At 38.2% G+C, this 14,804-nt stretch carries 16 protein-coding genes; 9 read left to right on the forward strand and 7 right to left on the reverse strand.

The window, feature by feature from the left end; translation table 11 throughout:
* Positions 1 to 113 precede the first annotated feature (113 nt).
* On the reverse strand, positions 114 to 980 hold the full coding sequence (locus tag H5S39_RS06710; protein ID WP_182596318.1) for a DMT family transporter: 867 nt from the start codon (positions 978 to 980) through the stop codon (positions 114 to 116).
* A gap of 210 nt (positions 981 to 1,190) precedes the next feature.
* Between H5S39_RS06710 and H5S39_RS06715 the strand changes: the two genes are divergently transcribed.
* Positions 1,191 to 3,287 carry an LTA synthase family protein gene (locus tag H5S39_RS06715; RefSeq protein ID WP_182596319.1) on the forward strand — a complete coding sequence of 699 codons (2,097 nt, stop codon included), beginning with the start codon at positions 1,191 to 1,193 and terminating at the stop codon, positions 3,285 to 3,287.
* A gap of 266 nt (positions 3,288 to 3,553) precedes the next feature.
* Positions 3,554 to 4,477 carry a type I pantothenate kinase gene (gene coaA, locus H5S39_RS06720; protein WP_182596320.1) on the forward strand — a complete coding sequence of 308 codons (924 nt, stop codon included), beginning with the start codon at positions 3,554 to 3,556 and terminating at the stop codon, positions 4,475 to 4,477.
* Here the strand turns inward: coaA and H5S39_RS06725 are convergent, their stop codons facing one another.
* The gene (locus tag H5S39_RS06725; RefSeq protein ID WP_182596321.1) at positions 4,478 to 5,668 is read right to left on the reverse strand and encodes an ATP-binding protein; all 1,191 of its coding nucleotides are present in this window, start codon (positions 5,666 to 5,668) and stop codon (positions 4,478 to 4,480) included. It lies immediately after the preceding gene.
* A 515-nt stretch (positions 5,669 to 6,183) separates the two neighbouring features.
* On the opposite strand from H5S39_RS06725, the gene guaA reads away from it, so the two are divergent.
* On the forward strand, positions 6,184 to 7,737 hold the full coding sequence (guaA, locus tag H5S39_RS06730) for a glutamine-hydrolyzing GMP synthase (protein WP_182596322.1): 1,554 nt from the start codon (positions 6,184 to 6,186) through the stop codon (positions 7,735 to 7,737).
* 604 nt (positions 7,738 to 8,341) lie between these two features.
* Here guaA and H5S39_RS06735 read toward each other — a convergent pair.
* Both H5S39_RS06735 and H5S39_RS06740 read right to left on the reverse strand, forming a co-directional pair.
* Positions 8,342 to 8,986 carry a flavin reductase family protein gene (locus H5S39_RS06735; protein WP_182596323.1) on the reverse strand — a complete coding sequence of 215 codons (645 nt, stop codon included), beginning with the start codon at positions 8,984 to 8,986 and terminating at the stop codon, positions 8,342 to 8,344.
* 13 nt (positions 8,987 to 8,999) lie between these two features.
* Positions 9,000 to 9,755 carry a glucose 1-dehydrogenase gene (locus tag H5S39_RS06740; protein ID WP_182596324.1) on the reverse strand — a complete coding sequence of 252 codons (756 nt, stop codon included), beginning with the start codon at positions 9,753 to 9,755 and terminating at the stop codon, positions 9,000 to 9,002.
* 110 nt (positions 9,756 to 9,865) lie between these two features.
* On the opposite strand from H5S39_RS06740, the gene H5S39_RS06745 reads away from it, so the two are divergent.
* Positions 9,866 to 10,285, forward strand: coding sequence for a winged helix-turn-helix transcriptional regulator (locus tag H5S39_RS06745; protein ID WP_182596325.1), 420 nt, complete (start codon positions 9,866 to 9,868; stop codon positions 10,283 to 10,285).
* 36 nt (positions 10,286 to 10,321) lie between these two features.
* Here H5S39_RS06745 and H5S39_RS06750 read toward each other — a convergent pair whose 3' ends face one another.
* From H5S39_RS06750 to H5S39_RS06760, 3 genes are read right to left on the reverse strand one after another with little or no spacing between them, the layout of a single operon-like run.
* A complete protein-coding gene (locus H5S39_RS06750) occupies positions 10,322 to 10,573 on the reverse strand; it encodes a fatty acid kinase subunit FakA-related protein (RefSeq protein ID WP_182596326.1) in 252 nt (83 codons plus the stop codon).
* Between the two features lie 16 nt (positions 10,574 to 10,589).
* Positions 10,590 to 11,324 carry an NADPH-dependent oxidoreductase gene (locus H5S39_RS06755; protein WP_182596327.1) on the reverse strand — a complete coding sequence of 245 codons (735 nt, stop codon included), beginning with the start codon at positions 11,322 to 11,324 and terminating at the stop codon, positions 10,590 to 10,592.
* A complete protein-coding gene (locus H5S39_RS06760; RefSeq protein WP_182596328.1) occupies positions 11,325 to 11,681 on the reverse strand; it encodes a winged helix-turn-helix transcriptional regulator in 357 nt (118 codons plus the stop codon).
* 128 nt (positions 11,682 to 11,809) lie between these two features.
* On the opposite strand from H5S39_RS06760, the gene H5S39_RS06765 reads away from it, so the two are divergent.
* The 5 genes from H5S39_RS06765 to H5S39_RS06785 all read left to right on the forward strand — a co-directional run bounded on the left by H5S39_RS06765 (position 11,810) and on the right by H5S39_RS06785 (position 14,768).
* The gene (locus H5S39_RS06765; RefSeq protein WP_182596329.1) at positions 11,810 to 12,466 is read left to right on the forward strand and encodes a DsbA family oxidoreductase; all 657 of its coding nucleotides are present in this window, start codon (positions 11,810 to 11,812) and stop codon (positions 12,464 to 12,466) included.
* 18 nt (positions 12,467 to 12,484) lie between these two features.
* A complete protein-coding gene (locus tag H5S39_RS06770; protein WP_182596330.1) occupies positions 12,485 to 13,126 on the forward strand; it encodes an MBL fold metallo-hydrolase in 642 nt (213 codons plus the stop codon).
* 13 nt (positions 13,127 to 13,139) lie between these two features.
* The gene (gene trxA / locus H5S39_RS06775; RefSeq protein WP_182596331.1) at positions 13,140 to 13,466 is read left to right on the forward strand and encodes a thioredoxin; all 327 of its coding nucleotides are present in this window, start codon (positions 13,140 to 13,142) and stop codon (positions 13,464 to 13,466) included.
* 63 nt (positions 13,467 to 13,529) lie between these two features.
* Positions 13,530 to 13,676 carry a hypothetical protein gene (locus H5S39_RS06780; RefSeq protein ID WP_182596381.1) on the forward strand — a complete coding sequence of 49 codons (147 nt, stop codon included), beginning with the start codon at positions 13,530 to 13,532 and terminating at the stop codon, positions 13,674 to 13,676.
* A gap of 348 nt (positions 13,677 to 14,024) precedes the next feature.
* Positions 14,025 to 14,768 (forward strand): SGNH/GDSL hydrolase family protein, encoded by a 744-nt coding sequence (locus H5S39_RS06785; protein ID WP_182596332.1) that lies wholly within the window; start codon positions 14,025 to 14,027, stop codon positions 14,766 to 14,768.
* The last annotated feature ends 36 nt before the right edge of the window (positions 14,769 to 14,804 follow it).

A 14,804-nucleotide genomic window follows, 5' to 3' on the forward strand; every position in this document is an offset into this window, starting at 1 on the left:
TGGATTCGTTTCACGTTCTTACAAAGAAAAAGAGCTCCAGGGTTCGGCTTTTGACCGACTCCAGAGCTCTTTTTGCGTTGTGTTTCATTTTGGTAAAACACAAATAACACCCTTTATTGTTGTTTTGAAAATGGAATATCTTGGAAATTGACCTGCATAATTGTATTGGCAAGGAGGAGAATCATCCCACCCCAAACTAATTGGGGAGTTAATGGATCATATCCCATGATGACTGACATTGTGCTGGCAAAAAATGACTCGAGCATGAGCAAGAGACCAGCAGAAGTCGCATCGGTATAACGTTGGGCGGTAATTTGCATTCCCTGAGCTAGAAATGTGACAACAATAGCCAAAATGGCAAGTGGAATTAAGGCTTGCACCCAGTGGATTTGTGTCAGGTTGGCACGTTCAAATAAGGCCGTTGTAATCCACCCATAGGTTCCTTGACAGAGACCAATCATGAAAATAACTACCCAGGGACTTGAAACTTTTGGTGCAAATTTACCAAAGAAAATTAATTGTAAGGCCCAGAAAATAGCAGAAACAACTGTCAGAAAGTCGCCAAAGTTAAGTTGGAGACCAGTATTAGTAACGTTAGTAATGACTGCCATTCCAATTAGCGCCAGGGTTACTGCAAAATAAGTCTTTCTTTGTGGTCGTTCATGCCAAAATAACCATAGCAGTAGTGGGGCAATTGCAACGTAAAGAGTTGTTAAGAAAGCATTTTTTGCCGGAGTTGTGTAGCGGAGAGCATCGGTTTGCAGAAAATAGCCAAGAAAATTAATGGTTCCCATGACTAATCCCAATTTAAAATCAGTAAAAGTCATGCGGTTAATCTGCTTATGGAAGATAATATAACCGGCGATGACACACATGGTTCCCCGACAGGCATTAATAACACCGGAATGCATACCGGCTTGAATTGTCAATTTAGCGAAGACATAGCTGCTTCCCCATAATATGGCGACTATTAGGAGCATTAAGTTGGCTTTTTTCTTAGAAATAGTGATCAGGCCTTTCGTTTCAAATGATATTCAATCATAACATGTGAAAACGATTTCTAAAAATGGCTAATAAGATGAAAGCATGATAACTTTTTAAACTTTTTGGAAAAATAATATTGTAATGTTGCGGTTACCCTAATTAGTGTATTATTGTTAATAATGATAATTTTTTATGGAGGAACGACTATGAAAACAGCGTTGCAGAAGCTCCACCGTGGCTTGAATACCAAGCTCGGTTTTTTTCTGCTTGTTGTACTCTTATTTTGTTTAAAGAGCTATTGGGCTTACCAAAACGAGTTTAACTTAGGTGTCAAGGGGAGTATGCAGCACTTTCTATTGGCATTTAATACGATTCCAAGTGCCCTTGTCTTTTTAGGAATTGCATTGTATTTCCGGGGACGGCTGTCCTATTGGATGATGTTGATAATTAATGCAGCCCTATCGACGTGGCTTTTTGCAAATATTTTGTACTATCGAGAATTTTCAGATTTTATTACTTTTAATGTCATTAAAGGATCTGGAGCGGCTTCAAATAACCTTGGCAAGAGTTTGATGGGAATTATCCGTCCCGAGGACTTTTTAGTTTATTTAGATGTTGTTATTTTAGCGATTATTTTATTGTGTCATTTTGTTCGTGTTGACATGCGGCGATTCAAAATACGTTATGCAATGACAATTACCGCCCTTGGCTTTGTCCTCTTTGGGGTAAACCTTGGAATGGCAGAAAGCGATCGCTCACAATTACTTACGCGGACATTTGATAATAATTATATTGTTAAATATTTGGGGGTAGAAGCATATACGATTTATGATGGGATAAAGACCACCAATAACAGTGTTGTAAAGGCCCGGGCTAATCGGGATGAATTAAAACCTGTTTTGCACTTTATTCATAGTAATTATGCCGCACCAAACGTTGAATATTATGGCAAGGCAAAAGGAAAAAATATTTTTATTATCCACTTGGAGAGTCTGCAACAATTTATGATTGACTATAAGCAAGATGGACAAGAAGTGATGCCAAACTTAAACAAGCTCTATCACGCTAATGATACCTTGGCATTTGACAACTTTTTCCATCAAGTTGGTCAAGGGAAGACAGCGGATGCCGAGACAATGTTAGAAAACTCACTCTTTGGTTTACCTGAAGGATCAGCAATGGTTACTGATGGAACAACTAATACTTTCCAATCCGCTCCAGCCCTTCTTCACCAGAAATTGGGTTATACAACCGCTTCCTTCCACGGGGATGTCCCGAGTTTCTGGAACCGTGATAATGCTTATAAGTCATTTGGTTATCAATATTTCTTTAGTAAAGAATACTATCCAAAGACGAAAGACTATGATGCTGGTTATGGAATGAAAGATAAGATTTTCATGAAAGAGTCAGCACATTATATTGAACAGCTCCCGCAACCGTTCTATGCTAAGATTATTACTGTTACGAACCACTACCCGTATATTCTTGATAAAAAGAATAAGGATATCGAAGCGTGGAATACTGGTGATGATACGGTGGATCCATATGTCCAAACAGCGCGATACCTTGATGAATCGCTTGGTGAATTCTTAGATTACCTTGATAAGAGCGGTTTACGACAAAATAGTGTTCTTGTCCTCTATGGGGATCACTATGGGATTTCTAATAACCACCAACCGGCAATCGCTCAGGTTTTAGGTAAAAAGAAAGTTACAAACTATGATTTAGCGATGTTCCAAAAAGTTCCATTTATGATCAATATGCCTGGTCTTAAGGGTGGTATTGACCATACTTATGGTGGAGAAATCGATGTTTTACCAACGCTTGAAGATTTGCTAGGGATTAGCTCTAAGAACTATATTCAGTTTGGACAAGATTTACTCTCGCCAGAGAATAAGCAGATTGTTCCATTTAGGAATGGCGACTGGGTAACGCCTAAGTACACGAAATACAATGGTGACTATTACTATACTAAGAATGGTAAGCAAATTACCCACCAAACAGCAGCTCAGCGGAAAGAAATTGGTAAGATTCAAAAGTATGTCACAACCGACCTTGGATTATCAGATAAGGTTGTAAATGGTGATTTGCTACGATTCTACAAACTACCAGGGTTTAAGAAAGTTGATAAAAAGCAATATACTTATAACCTTAAGAAGAGTTTAAAGAATCTTCAAAAACAGCAAAAGAAACAGAAGACGAGTTTGAAGACTGAAAACAATAATCAAAGTACATTTGATGATTACACTACTGACGCGCCGGAGTTAAAGCAATATCCAAAACTCAATTTCCCTAAGCCGTGAAAGTAATCCTCGTTTTAGGATAACGTTATGTGACATGTCATAATAAGTGGTTGACATGAAAGGGAAGAGAAAGAAACAAACGACCAGAAACCATGTAATAGTGATTTTGGCCGTTTGTTTTTTGTATTGTTAAATGTTATTCTTTTTGCATGAATTTTTGGTAAAATATTGAGAGGCAAAATTAAACTTTAATCGCGCTTATAATATGGTACGATAGATGTTAGTAACCGTTTACAAAACGGGGATAGAACAAAGGACTTTATGTAATGGATGAATGGATGAACTACGAACAATTTGATCGGCAAACCTGGCACAGCTTTTTTCCAACCGACACTGTTCGGCTGACGCAAGGTAACTTAGATGAGATAAAATCATTGAATGACCGGATTTCAATTGAGGATGTGCAGGATGTATATTTGCCATTAGTAAAGCTGATTCAGCTCCGCTACCAAAATTTCTTGGAATGGCAAATGCAAAAGGCTAATTTCTTGCAGCGATCAACGATGCGGGTTCCATATATTATTGGAATTGCTGGCTCGGTAGCCGTTGGGAAAAGTACGATTGCTCGGTTAATTAGTATTCTTTTAAATAAGATGTTGCCGGATAAAAGGGTAGAGCTAATGACGACCGATGGCTTTTTGTACCCCAATGCTGAACTTGAGCGCCGAAACATTATGGATCGCAAGGGATTTCCCGAATCATATGATATGGAAAAGCTCTTAAAATTTTTAAATGACGTTAAAGCTGGCGAACCGATTGTTAAAGCACCGACTTATTCGCATCAAGTTTACGATGTTCAGTTAGATAAGCCACTAACTATCGATCATCCTGATATTTTAATTGTGGAAGGAATTAATACCCTCCAATTACCCAGCAACCAGCAATTATATATTAGTGATTATTTTGACTGGTCGCTCTATGTTGATGCTAATCCGGACCTAATTGAGCATTGGTATTTGCAACGCTTTGGGATGTTGCTTGATACTGCTTTTACTGATCCGTCTAATTATTATTACCCTTATTCACAAGGTGATCGAAAAGAAGCTTTTAAAATGGCTAAGGATGTTTGGCAACGAGTAGACTTACCAAACTTACGAGAATTTATCCTTCCTACTAAGCTTCGTGCGGATGTAATTCTCCATAAAACAACGGGGCATCTAGTTGATCATCTATATTTACGACGGGGCTGATTATTCGGTTAGCCAACTATATAGGTCTATAATTTTGATATTAGGATTTAAATGTGCATAATTAAGTGCTGGTTTAACTGTAACTAAGACTTTATTATACTTAGCAGGCAAGTGACTAAGTCCACAAATTGCGCGATGGTATGCTGCATCATCGGCGAGTGAATAGGCAACTTGAATGCAAGTAAAAATCTCATTTTTGACTGCTACAAATGTAATCTCCTTGTCTTTAATCCGTCCACTATAGGCCTGGTACCCGCGACTAAGAAGGTCGATAAAAATAATGCTTTCAAGAATGCGTTGCGAAAGAACGTTCTTTTTAAAGGTTAGTGCTTGACGGATACTGGGATCGACGGGGTAGTAACGTATATTAGTGCTTTTAACGTAATGACGAGAGAAGTCGTATTCTTTGCACGGGTAAAAAATAAAAGCTGTTTGGAGAAATTGCAGGTAGAAGTCGACAGTTTTATTAGAGGTCGGGATATGATGTCGTTTTAATCCATCGACAATCTGAGAAATATTTTGTGTTGTTCCCGCATGGTGTGCTAAGTGGCGCGCTAATTGTTTAGTAAGGCCCGGATTACAGAGAGTTGCTTGCTGAGTAAAGTCAGTGATAATAATTGTGTTAATAATCCCGTTAATGTAATTAATCAGATTAGTAGGACCGTGGATCTCGTGGGTATAGGGGAAACCGCCCGTATTTAAATATTGATATAAGGTTTGGGAATCAGCATCTTGCTGGTTCCTTTTTAAGTATTCACGATAGCTGCAAGGGAAGACAGGGATTACGACAGTGGGGGCCATTTGTTGAAGATTACTTTCATTAAGGATTGTTTTGTTTGAGCTTGTAATATAGATGTCGGTATTTGCCAATGAATTTAATGCGTTAATAACGCGGGCAAATTCGGGGACAATCTCAATCTCATCAAGAAAAAGGTAATTCATTTGGTGCTTACATAGTCGGTCGACAATGAATTGTAATAGGTATTCCGGGTTGCTTAGTTCATTATCCTGGAGGTATTCAAAATTAATAATTTGGATTTGACTTGGGGTAACTTCTTGCCGGCGAAGACTTGCGCGAAATTGATCAAGAATAGTAGTCTTACCACACCGACGGACACCGACGAGAATTTTAACCGTTGGCTGGTTCATATTGTTTATTAATTGGTTAAGATATTTTGTCCGGATAAACATGTTACACCTCAAGTAAAATTTTAATATTAACTAAAGTTTACCAAAACATGAAAACGCATTCAAATACCAAGATTTGGAATAGATTACAAATCTAACATTTAATTATGGTGATAAAAGTACTAGTAAAAGTAAAAAAATAAGTTTTTAATACCTGTAAAATCAAGCATTCAACCGGTTGCACAAAGGATTTGTTAACCATTTGTGTTGACAAAGTAGTAAATACCACTTAAGAAGGATACATACTAAGAGATGCGAGGAGGTTAGCGTAATGAGTATAACTGATAAGGATACACAAACTCTTGAAACACAAGCTGTTGATGAAGAGCTACGTCTACTAAATATTGATTTGGAGAATTAGAACAATCAACACTCTCAATAAAATTCCATCTAATAAAAACGGCTAGGCAAAATTGCCTAGCCTTTTAATATGAGTTTATAAATAATCATTGACCATGGATAGTTCAGCCTGTAAACTAGCCTTTAAGAATAAAACTTTTAACAAAGGAAGTGGCATTGTGGCAAACATCAATTTAGATGCGTTTGATAAGATCATTGTGCTGGATTTTGGAAGTCAGTACAATCAGTTGATTACTCGTCGGCTTCGTGACTTTGGTATTTACTCTGAGTTGCTTTCACATAAGCTAACTGCAAATGATATCAAGAAGATTAACCCAAAGGGAATTATCTTCTCTGGTGGCCCTAACAGTGTATATGATCCGAATGCATTTAAGGTCGATCCTGAAATCTTTAAGCTTGGTATTCCAATCTTAGGTATTTGTTACGGAATGCAGTTGATGTCATATGACCTTGGCGGAAAGGTTGAAAAGGCAGACAATTCCGAATATGGTCGTGCTGACATTGAAGTAGTAGATGATAACGCAGTATTGTTTAACGGTTTGCCTAAGAAGCAATATGTATGGATGAGTCATGGTGATTTAGTTACCAAGGCTCCAGCAGGTTTCACCGTAACGGCAACGAGCAAGAATTGTCCGATTGCTTCAATTGCCGACAATGACCGGAAATTCTACGGTGTTCAATTCCACCCTGAGGTTCGTAATTCTGAGTATGGTCTAGATATTTTACGGCGGTTTGCCTTTGATGTTTGTGGTGCACAAGCAAACTGGACGATGGATGATTTCATCGACATGCAAATTGATGAGATTCGCCAAGAAGTTGGTGATAAGAAGGTTATTCTCGGACTTTCTGGCGGTGTCGACTCCAGTGTTACTGCCGTTTTAATTCACAAGGCAATTGGTGACCAGTTGACTTGTATCTTTGTTGACCACGGTTTGTTGCGTAAAAATGAAGCAAACCAAGTGATGGATGCATTGAGCCGGGATCTTGGTGTTAACATTGTCAAGGTCGATGCGGCTGACCGCTTCCTTGGCAAGTTAGCAGGTGTTACAGACCCTGAACAAAAGCGGAAGATCATTGGAAAAGAATTTATCGAAGTATTTAATGAAGAAGCAAAGAAGATTAAAGATGCTGACTTCTTAGCTCAAGGAACCTTGTATACTGACGTGATTGAGTCAGGGACTGATACTGCACAGACAATCAAGTCTCACCATAACGTTGGAGGATTACCCAAAGAGCTTGGTTTTAAGCTAATTGAACCTTTGCGTAAGCTCTTTAAGGATGAGACCCGTGAGCTAGGAGAAAAGCTTGGCATTCCACATGAATTAGTATGGCGGCAACCATTCCCTGGCCCTGGTTTAGGTATCCGGGTGATCGGTGAAATCACACCTGAAAAGCTTGAAATTGTCCGTGAGAGTGACGCTATTTTACGTGATGAGATCAAGAAGGCTGGTCTTGATGAAAAGATTTGGCAATACTTCACTGTTTTACCAGGTATTCGCTCTGTTGGAGTGATGGGTGATGGCCGGACCTACGATTATGCAGTTGCTATCCGCGCGGTTACCTCAATTGACGGAATGACTGCTGACTTCGCAAAGATTCCATGGGATGTCTTACAAAGAATCTCCGTCCGAATTGTCAATGAAGTGGATCACGTCAACCGTATTCTCTATGATGTCACGAGTAAGCCGCCGTCGACTATAGAGTACGAATAGAACTGTAATGTAACTTAGAGTTAGAATGGCGATATAACGGTATTTTGGCAGTGTTAAAACTTGGTGCTTTTACTATAGAAATGGAAAATAGTTTTATGTAACTTCGACATTTTTCAATAGCGATGTAAGGTTATTGGGTATGATGGACTATGTGCTGGTAAGAATCGAAGAATGATGGCGTAAGTCAGTTAAATGATCAATACAAGAATTTAACGCGTTAAATCCATAACTAATTTGGAGTACTCCTTGCAATGGTATAAGGATAAGGGTGGAGCTTCAAATCCTCTAGACAGTACTAGATAAAGTCTAATAGCCTGTTATAACGGCATTCCCAGCCGTTATAACAGGCTATTTTTCGTTAAAAAATGTTACTGACTTCTCACTTTTTTCACATGATTACTTATCGTATTGTTTTAATACTTGGTGAATCACTGCAGTTCAATATTACCAAGCGTTCTGGTGATTTTGACGTGTGGAAATCTGAAAAAATGGGGTGTTAAAGGTTAATAACAATGCTCATTTAGACACTAAAGTTATAAAATAATGCAAACTAATTATTTAGGCTTAAATAATTTGAGAATATCGAAAAACTTATTGGAAGTTCTTATAATGGTTGTGAATCATAATCTGGTCGTTCTAGTTGGTAGATTTCACCAAGTCGTCCATAATTTGGTCCCGCTAAACGGGCAATTGGGTTTAATGCTTTGATGTCAATATGGTAACGATCATCAACAATTGTATCATCAATTAAATAGTCGACAACTTCCATGAGAAGAATTATTGCATCTTGCTGGTTATCTTGATTATCAACCGGAATGGCTTTGTATAATTTGGTTTCCAATCTGACGGGCGCATCAGCAATTGCAGGTGTTTTGATTGTATTGCTTGGAACTAATTGAAGATGACTTTTGATGACCTCACTTTCACCATACGGTAGGGTAGCTGCTGTTTTGTTTAATACCTGTAATTCATTTTCGTTAGGAATTTGTACGATTGCTTCCTTTTCGCGTAAAATATTACGAACAGTATCTTTAGGCTTTCCTTGCTGGGTTTCACCAATTCCTAAAGTAATTAGGGGACGGCTACTTGGAACTGAGGAGAAGAAACTAAATGGTGCAAGATTAACACTTTCGCCATCTTCATTTAGGGTACTTACCCAAGCAACGGTGCGGGGGATAATCAATCCAGAGAGTAGTTTGTAGTTATCGCCGGCCGACAGGGCCTTGCTTGAAATCTTTTTGATAATCATTCACCTTGCTTTATTATTGAGCAGTGTAGCCACCATCAGCAACAAATTCACTTCCAGTTGAGAAGCTTGATTCATCACTAGCCAGGAATAAGAGCATATTAGCAATTTCTTCGGCTTTTCCTAATCGGCCGACCGGGTGAAGACCAAGTAACTTGTCCTTTAGCTTTGGATCATCTGCCATTTGCTTTTCAACAAGAGGAGTCATGATATACCCAGGATGAACAGAGTTAACACGAATATTATAGCCCTTTCTAGCAGTATCGAGAGCTGCTGATTTGGTCATCATCCGCACACCGCCTTTGGATGCGTTATAAGCAAAGAGATCAGGGTCACCAATTAAACCTTCAATTGAGGAAACATTGATGATTGAATTACTTTCATGGTTGTCTTTCATTGCATTAATCCCGTAATGAATACCATACATCGTTCCAGTTAAGTTAATTGAAATGGTCTTATCCCAGATATCATCAGTAATATTCTCCGCGTCTGCAAAGATACCGACACCAGCATTGTTAACTACAATGTTGAGCTTGCCAAATGTTTTTAACGTAGTGTCAATGACGTGTTTCCAGTCATTTTCTTGGGACACGTCCTGTTGAACAAAGCGTGCGTTAGGGCCAAGCTCTTTTGCTGCTTTTTCACCGGTTGCCGAGTTCCGAGCGGTAATAACAACTTTGGCTCCCTCTTTGATAAATAATTTAGCGCTAGCAAAGCCAATTCCCATACTTCCACCAGTAATGATTGCTACTTTATTTTTTAATCGATCCATTATTTTTTCCTCCTCGTAATTATCTTCACAAGGCGAGTATAATTTAAAGTAAACAAATGATAAAGTAGGCACTTTAAGGTACCCATAGAGTAGAAAGGGGATGAATATAAATGGAAGAATATAACCTTGGTGTTTATTACATTCTGAAAATAATTAATGGAAAGTGGAAACCTTCAATTATTTGCTTTTTGGGCGCTGGTAAAAACCGTTACGGTGAATTACTGCGGCATGTCAATGCTGTAGCGCCGACAAAAGTGTCTAAGAAAGTACTAACACAACAGCTGAAACAGTTAATGGCAGATCAGATCATCCAAAGAAAGGATTTTAAAGGAGATTCTCCCCATGTCGAATATTCGCTCACTAATGAGGGCGAACAGTTACGGCGGATGATCATTAAACTTTCTAAATTTGGTGAAAAGATGGCTCATCAGCTGTCGACTCCTGAAAATCCAATTAATATTTTGTACTTATATGATTCAGAAGAAGGAAAGCTGCCTTTAAAAAATCTGAATGTGGATAATAAAAAATAAAGCCAGTGCCTACTAAATTCAAGGCACTGGCTTTATTTATCCTTTTTCTCCACGACTTTGTCGGTCCATATTTTCGATTACAACATCGAAAATATCCCCCCAATTAGCCAAATAGTCAATTAGCTTTCCGGGATGGTTGGTATGGAAGTGAATTTTCATTAATTCATTATCACCACCGACGGTTAACGAGTTACGAACGAAATGGTCCGTGATTTGTTTGCGCAGTTGTATTTCTGATAATAGGCAGCCTTCAACTAGGGCTTGGGTATCAAAGTGATATTCGCTCATTTGCTTTATTCTCGACTTATTTTAGGGTAAATCCTTGTTCACGGATGAAGTCAGCTACTTCTGGTCGCTTAACATCTGAAAAAAATTTAAGTTGACTTGTTGACCAATCCATCTTTTTGGGATGACTAGGCCGATTGAGATAATAATTTTCCATTACTTGATCGTATTGGTTGAGGTCAGTAAATTCATCAGGATTATATTGGTTTTTACTGACGAGGTTTTTAAGTGGGAGTCTTGGCTTCACACCATTCTTAGCAATTGGTTCACCAATTGTTAAACCAAATAATGGTAGGGTATATTTTGGAAGGTGAAGCAAATCTTTGATCCGAGTTAAATTATTCCTAATTCCACCAATATAGCAGATGCCGAGGTCTAAAGATTCGGCGGCAACTGCCATATTTTCAGCGGCAATAGCTGTATCAACAACACTTACTAAGAGGGATTCCATATTTTTGATTGGTGCAAGGCTCTTGTGATGAGTTTCTAGTAATGTTGCTTGACGATACAAATCAGCCACAAAAATATAGAGGGCACCACTCTTTTTAACATAGGCGGCACTTTGCGAAATTTCGGCAATTTCATTTCTAACCTGCTCGTCAGTAATTTCAATGATGGAAGTTGCCTGAACAAAATTTGAAGAAGAGCCAGCGTGGGCAGCAGTTAAGAGTTTTTGCTTAGTTTCCTTAGAGAGTGGCTTTCCTTTAAAGTCACGGACAGAAACATGGTTATTCATTAGATTAATTACGTTCATTTATTGGATATCCTTTCTGAGAAACATTTCGTTATCTTTTCCCCAATCACAAATCATTCGTAAAATAGGCAATAGACTTTTTCCCTTAGGAGCTAATGAATATTCAACTTTTGGTGGTATTTGGGGGTACTCCTTACGAATAATTAGATCATTTTCTTCTAACTCTTTTAATTTCTTTGAAAGTACTCGATTAGTGATATTACCAAGCGTACTTTTTATTTCGCCATAGCGCATTGTTCCAATTTCAGAGATGCAGAATAAAATATTCATCTTCCACTTACCACTAATTAAGTCCATCGCTTCATTAAAGGGCTCCATATCAATTCTCTTAAAATTTGCTAAAACAGTCTTATCCATATTTCCTCCTTTACTATCCTTTTAGATACCTGGTATCAAAAAAGTCCATACTTGTCATTGGTATATGGCCATTATATACTAAAATCATTCTTGAAGCTAACTTTTTGTAAGTTAAGGAGATGCGAATTATGGTAAAAATTTCTGTATGGACTGATTATGCTTGCCCATTTTGTTATATTGCAGAAGCTCGGATTGATAATTTGGTAAAAGAGATGGGCATTGAGGATCAAGTTGAATTTGATTACCACAGTTTTGAACTTTACCCAGATGCACCTAAGGATGTTCAAGAAACTACTGTTGTTCGTTTTGCTAAGAAGTATGGCTTAACCGAAAAGAAAGCAGCAGACCGGATCGATAAGATTGCGGAGATGGGTCGTGCAGAAGGATTGGATTTTAACTACAGTTCAACTTTGAACACTAACAGTATGGATGCACACCGGCTCACTCAATACGTTAATTCTTTGGGTGATCCTAAGCTAACCAAGCGTGTATCAGATTTGCTTTTTGATGCCTACTTTGGTAAGAATCTCAAGCTTGCTGACCACGATGTCCTGATGAACGTAGCTAAGGCGGCCGGACTAGATCTAACTAAGGTTAAGGAAGTTTTAGAGAGCAATGCCTTTTATGACAAAGTGCGAGCTGATGAAAACTTCATTATGAAGCAGGGGGTAAACGCAGTTCCGTTCTTTATTATTGATAATAAGGGAATCATGGGCGCACAGCCAAAAAATGTTTTTAAGCAAGTAATCACGGATGCATTGCAAAACGATAAGAATGCGAATTAATTAGGCAGGTGACGTTAATTGCGATTATATGTTCAACCAGTGCGCGATGTCTTTCAAACAAATTCCTACTTCTATATTAATGAAGAAAATCAACATGGTTGTCTAATCGATCCAGGCGCCCAAGCTGATGTGTTACTGAGTTCAATTGAGAAACATAGCTTTCAGATTGATGCGATCTTACTAACTCATGGTCACTTTGATCATACGGGAGCAGTCGATCAACTAACGAAGACATTAGAGATTCCGTATTATATTCATCAACGAGGCCCGGAATATTTAAAAAACGATGATCTTAATCTCGCAAAGCAGAATAATCGTCATATCCAAATTGACCAAGCCCCACGCTTACTGAAAGATGGGGATTACCTTAATTTAGCAGAAGCTGGAATAGATTTTAAGATTCTTTATACCCCCGGACATTCCTTTGATTCCGTGACGTACTATGATGAAAAGAATGAAATATCCTTTGTGGGAGACGTTTTGTATAACGATGGTCCAGGAATCTGGCAGTTTCCGGGAGGCAATAAAGAAGAATTGATGACAACTATCAAGAATAAACTTTGTCCAATGCCAACTGGCATGCAGTGTTTCGTTGGCCATACAATGCCAATGCAAATTAGCCAAGTAAGACATGTAATGAAAGAAATCGATGAAAATTAAAGGGGCTGAAAAAATGAGTAATGTTGTACCAACTACTGACCAAACATTTGAAATAGACACGAGTGCTGGGGTAACGTTGACTGATTTTTGGGCAACGTGGTGTGGTCCATGTCGGATGCAGTCACCAGCTGTTGAGAAGGTGGCAGCTGATGAAGAGATGAAGGACATCAAGATCATCAAGATGGATGTTGATAAAAATCCTGAAACAGTCGAGAATTTAGGGATCATGAGTATTCCAACCCTCCTGATAAAGAAAGATGGCAAGATTGTCGATAAGATTGTTGGTTATCATTCACCAGAACAAATTAAGACAATTTTGAAGAATTACATAGATAAATAATTGATAAGAATACTTTTAGATTTGTGGGGAAATTTAATTTGGAGAAAGTGAGGAGAATATACAGTGGATAAAAAAACGGCAAATTTTGGTTCACTTGAAATTGTTGGCAGTCAGACAGCTGCTGGTGTTTGTGGACCGAATGGTTGTAACATTGAAGAACATCGGAAGCAACTAGAGATAGATAAAAAGAAATCATCAGGAAATAAGTAATATGAGGGAAATATCGTGGCACAGGTAATTGTAATTATTTCGTTAGTGGTAATTCTATTTTTTTAAATACTAAAGTTGAGGAGTAAACTTAAAACCAAGCTACATGATAGTAACTGGCTGACTTTTTATAAAGAAGAACTCATTAAATCAGTTATGAAGTTGATTTGATGAGTTTTTATTTTGAATATTTTAGGTGATTATTTTGTTAGTAATTGAATTAATGATATATTCATTCATATTCCTCTCTTCAAACCCTTTGTCTCCTATTTGAGTTAGTGCTTGCTCAGTTTGCATATTTCATCGAAAACTGGTTCACTTAAGGTATAACAATGTGAGGAGTGTTAGCTAATGACAAGTGATGTTTCTAGCTTACAAACGTTCATGACAAAGATGACTAATTCGGTGGCTTACCAGCGCGGAAACGCAAGCACATTTAACCTCGATCAGATTAAATATAATTCTGATTCACCGTTGGCAGGGAAGAGAATCGCTTTTCTTGGTTCTTCTGTAACGTATGGCTTTGCGGCCCATGGAGTTTCGTTTGTGGATTATCTTCAAGCACAAGATGGAGTTCTTGCAGCAAAATCCGCGGTTTCAGGAACTACTCTTGCGGGAAACGCTTCTGACGGTTACCTTGCGCGGTTAAACCGTGATTTTTCTCCAAGTAGTGATTATGATCTTTTTGTTTGTCAGCTATCGACTAATGATAACCGTCATGGTAAAGAGTTGGGACATATTACGCCGAAGGATCAGCGGGATAACTTTGCAGAAGATACTACTTTAGGGGCGATTGAAGCAATTTGTGCTACCGTTCAAGCAAAATTTCACTGTCCATTGGTCTTTTATACCTGTTTACAAAATGACCCTCACCATGATTATCAAACTCTAATTAAAGAGTTGGTCAAATTGCAGGATAAATGGCATTTTGAAATTATTGACCTCTTTAATGATTCAGGGTTGCACGCGAGTTTGGCTGCGCACCCTAATGCAATGTTTGATGATGTTCACCCAACTCAAGAAGGTTATCTCAAAGTATGGTTACCTTTATTTGAACGAGCACTTCCAAGGTTTATTGACAAAAATATAGGTTAAAAAGTGCCCGTCGCTTCAAATTCATTAGCAGCTTTC

The sequence above is a fragment of the Limosilactobacillus rudii genome, from assembly GCF_014145455.1.
Taxonomy (GTDB): domain Bacteria; phylum Bacillota; class Bacilli; order Lactobacillales; family Lactobacillaceae; genus Limosilactobacillus; species Limosilactobacillus rudii.

Coding starts and splice junctions, on each gene's coding strand:
- H5S39_RS06710 (WP_182596318.1), bottom strand. CDS start 980: ATGCTCCTAATAGTCGCCATATTATGGGGAAGCAGCTATGTCTTCGCT.
- H5S39_RS06715 (WP_182596319.1), top strand. CDS start 1,191: ATGAAAACAGCGTTGCAGAAGCTCCACCGTGGCTTGAATACCAAGCTC.
- coaA (WP_182596320.1), top strand. CDS start 3,554: ATGGATGAATGGATGAACTACGAACAATTTGATCGGCAAACCTGGCAC.
- H5S39_RS06725 (WP_182596321.1), bottom strand. CDS start 5,668: ATGTTTATCCGGACAAAATATCTTAACCAATTAATAAACAATATGAAC.
- H5S39_RS06735 (WP_182596323.1), bottom strand. CDS start 8,986: ATGATTATCAAAAAGATTTCAAGCAAGGCCCTGTCGGCCGGCGATAAC.
- H5S39_RS06740 (WP_182596324.1), bottom strand. CDS start 9,755: ATGGATCGATTAAAAAATAAAGTAGCAATCATTACTGGTGGAAGTATG.
- H5S39_RS06745 (WP_182596325.1), top strand. CDS start 9,866: ATGGAAGAATATAACCTTGGTGTTTATTACATTCTGAAAATAATTAAT.
- H5S39_RS06750 (WP_182596326.1), bottom strand. CDS start 10,573: ATGAGCGAATATCACTTTGATACCCAAGCCCTAGTTGAAGGCTGCCTA.
- H5S39_RS06755 (WP_182596327.1), bottom strand. CDS start 11,324: ATGAACGTAATTAATCTAATGAATAACCATGTTTCTGTCCGTGACTTT.
- H5S39_RS06760 (WP_182596328.1), bottom strand. CDS start 11,681: ATGGATAAGACTGTTTTAGCAAATTTTAAGAGAATTGATATGGAGCCC.
- H5S39_RS06765 (WP_182596329.1), top strand. CDS start 11,810: ATGGTAAAAATTTCTGTATGGACTGATTATGCTTGCCCATTTTGTTAT.
- trxA (WP_182596331.1), top strand. CDS start 13,140: ATGAGTAATGTTGTACCAACTACTGACCAAACATTTGAAATAGACACG.
- H5S39_RS06785 (WP_182596332.1), top strand. CDS start 14,025: ATGACAAGTGATGTTTCTAGCTTACAAACGTTCATGACAAAGATGACT.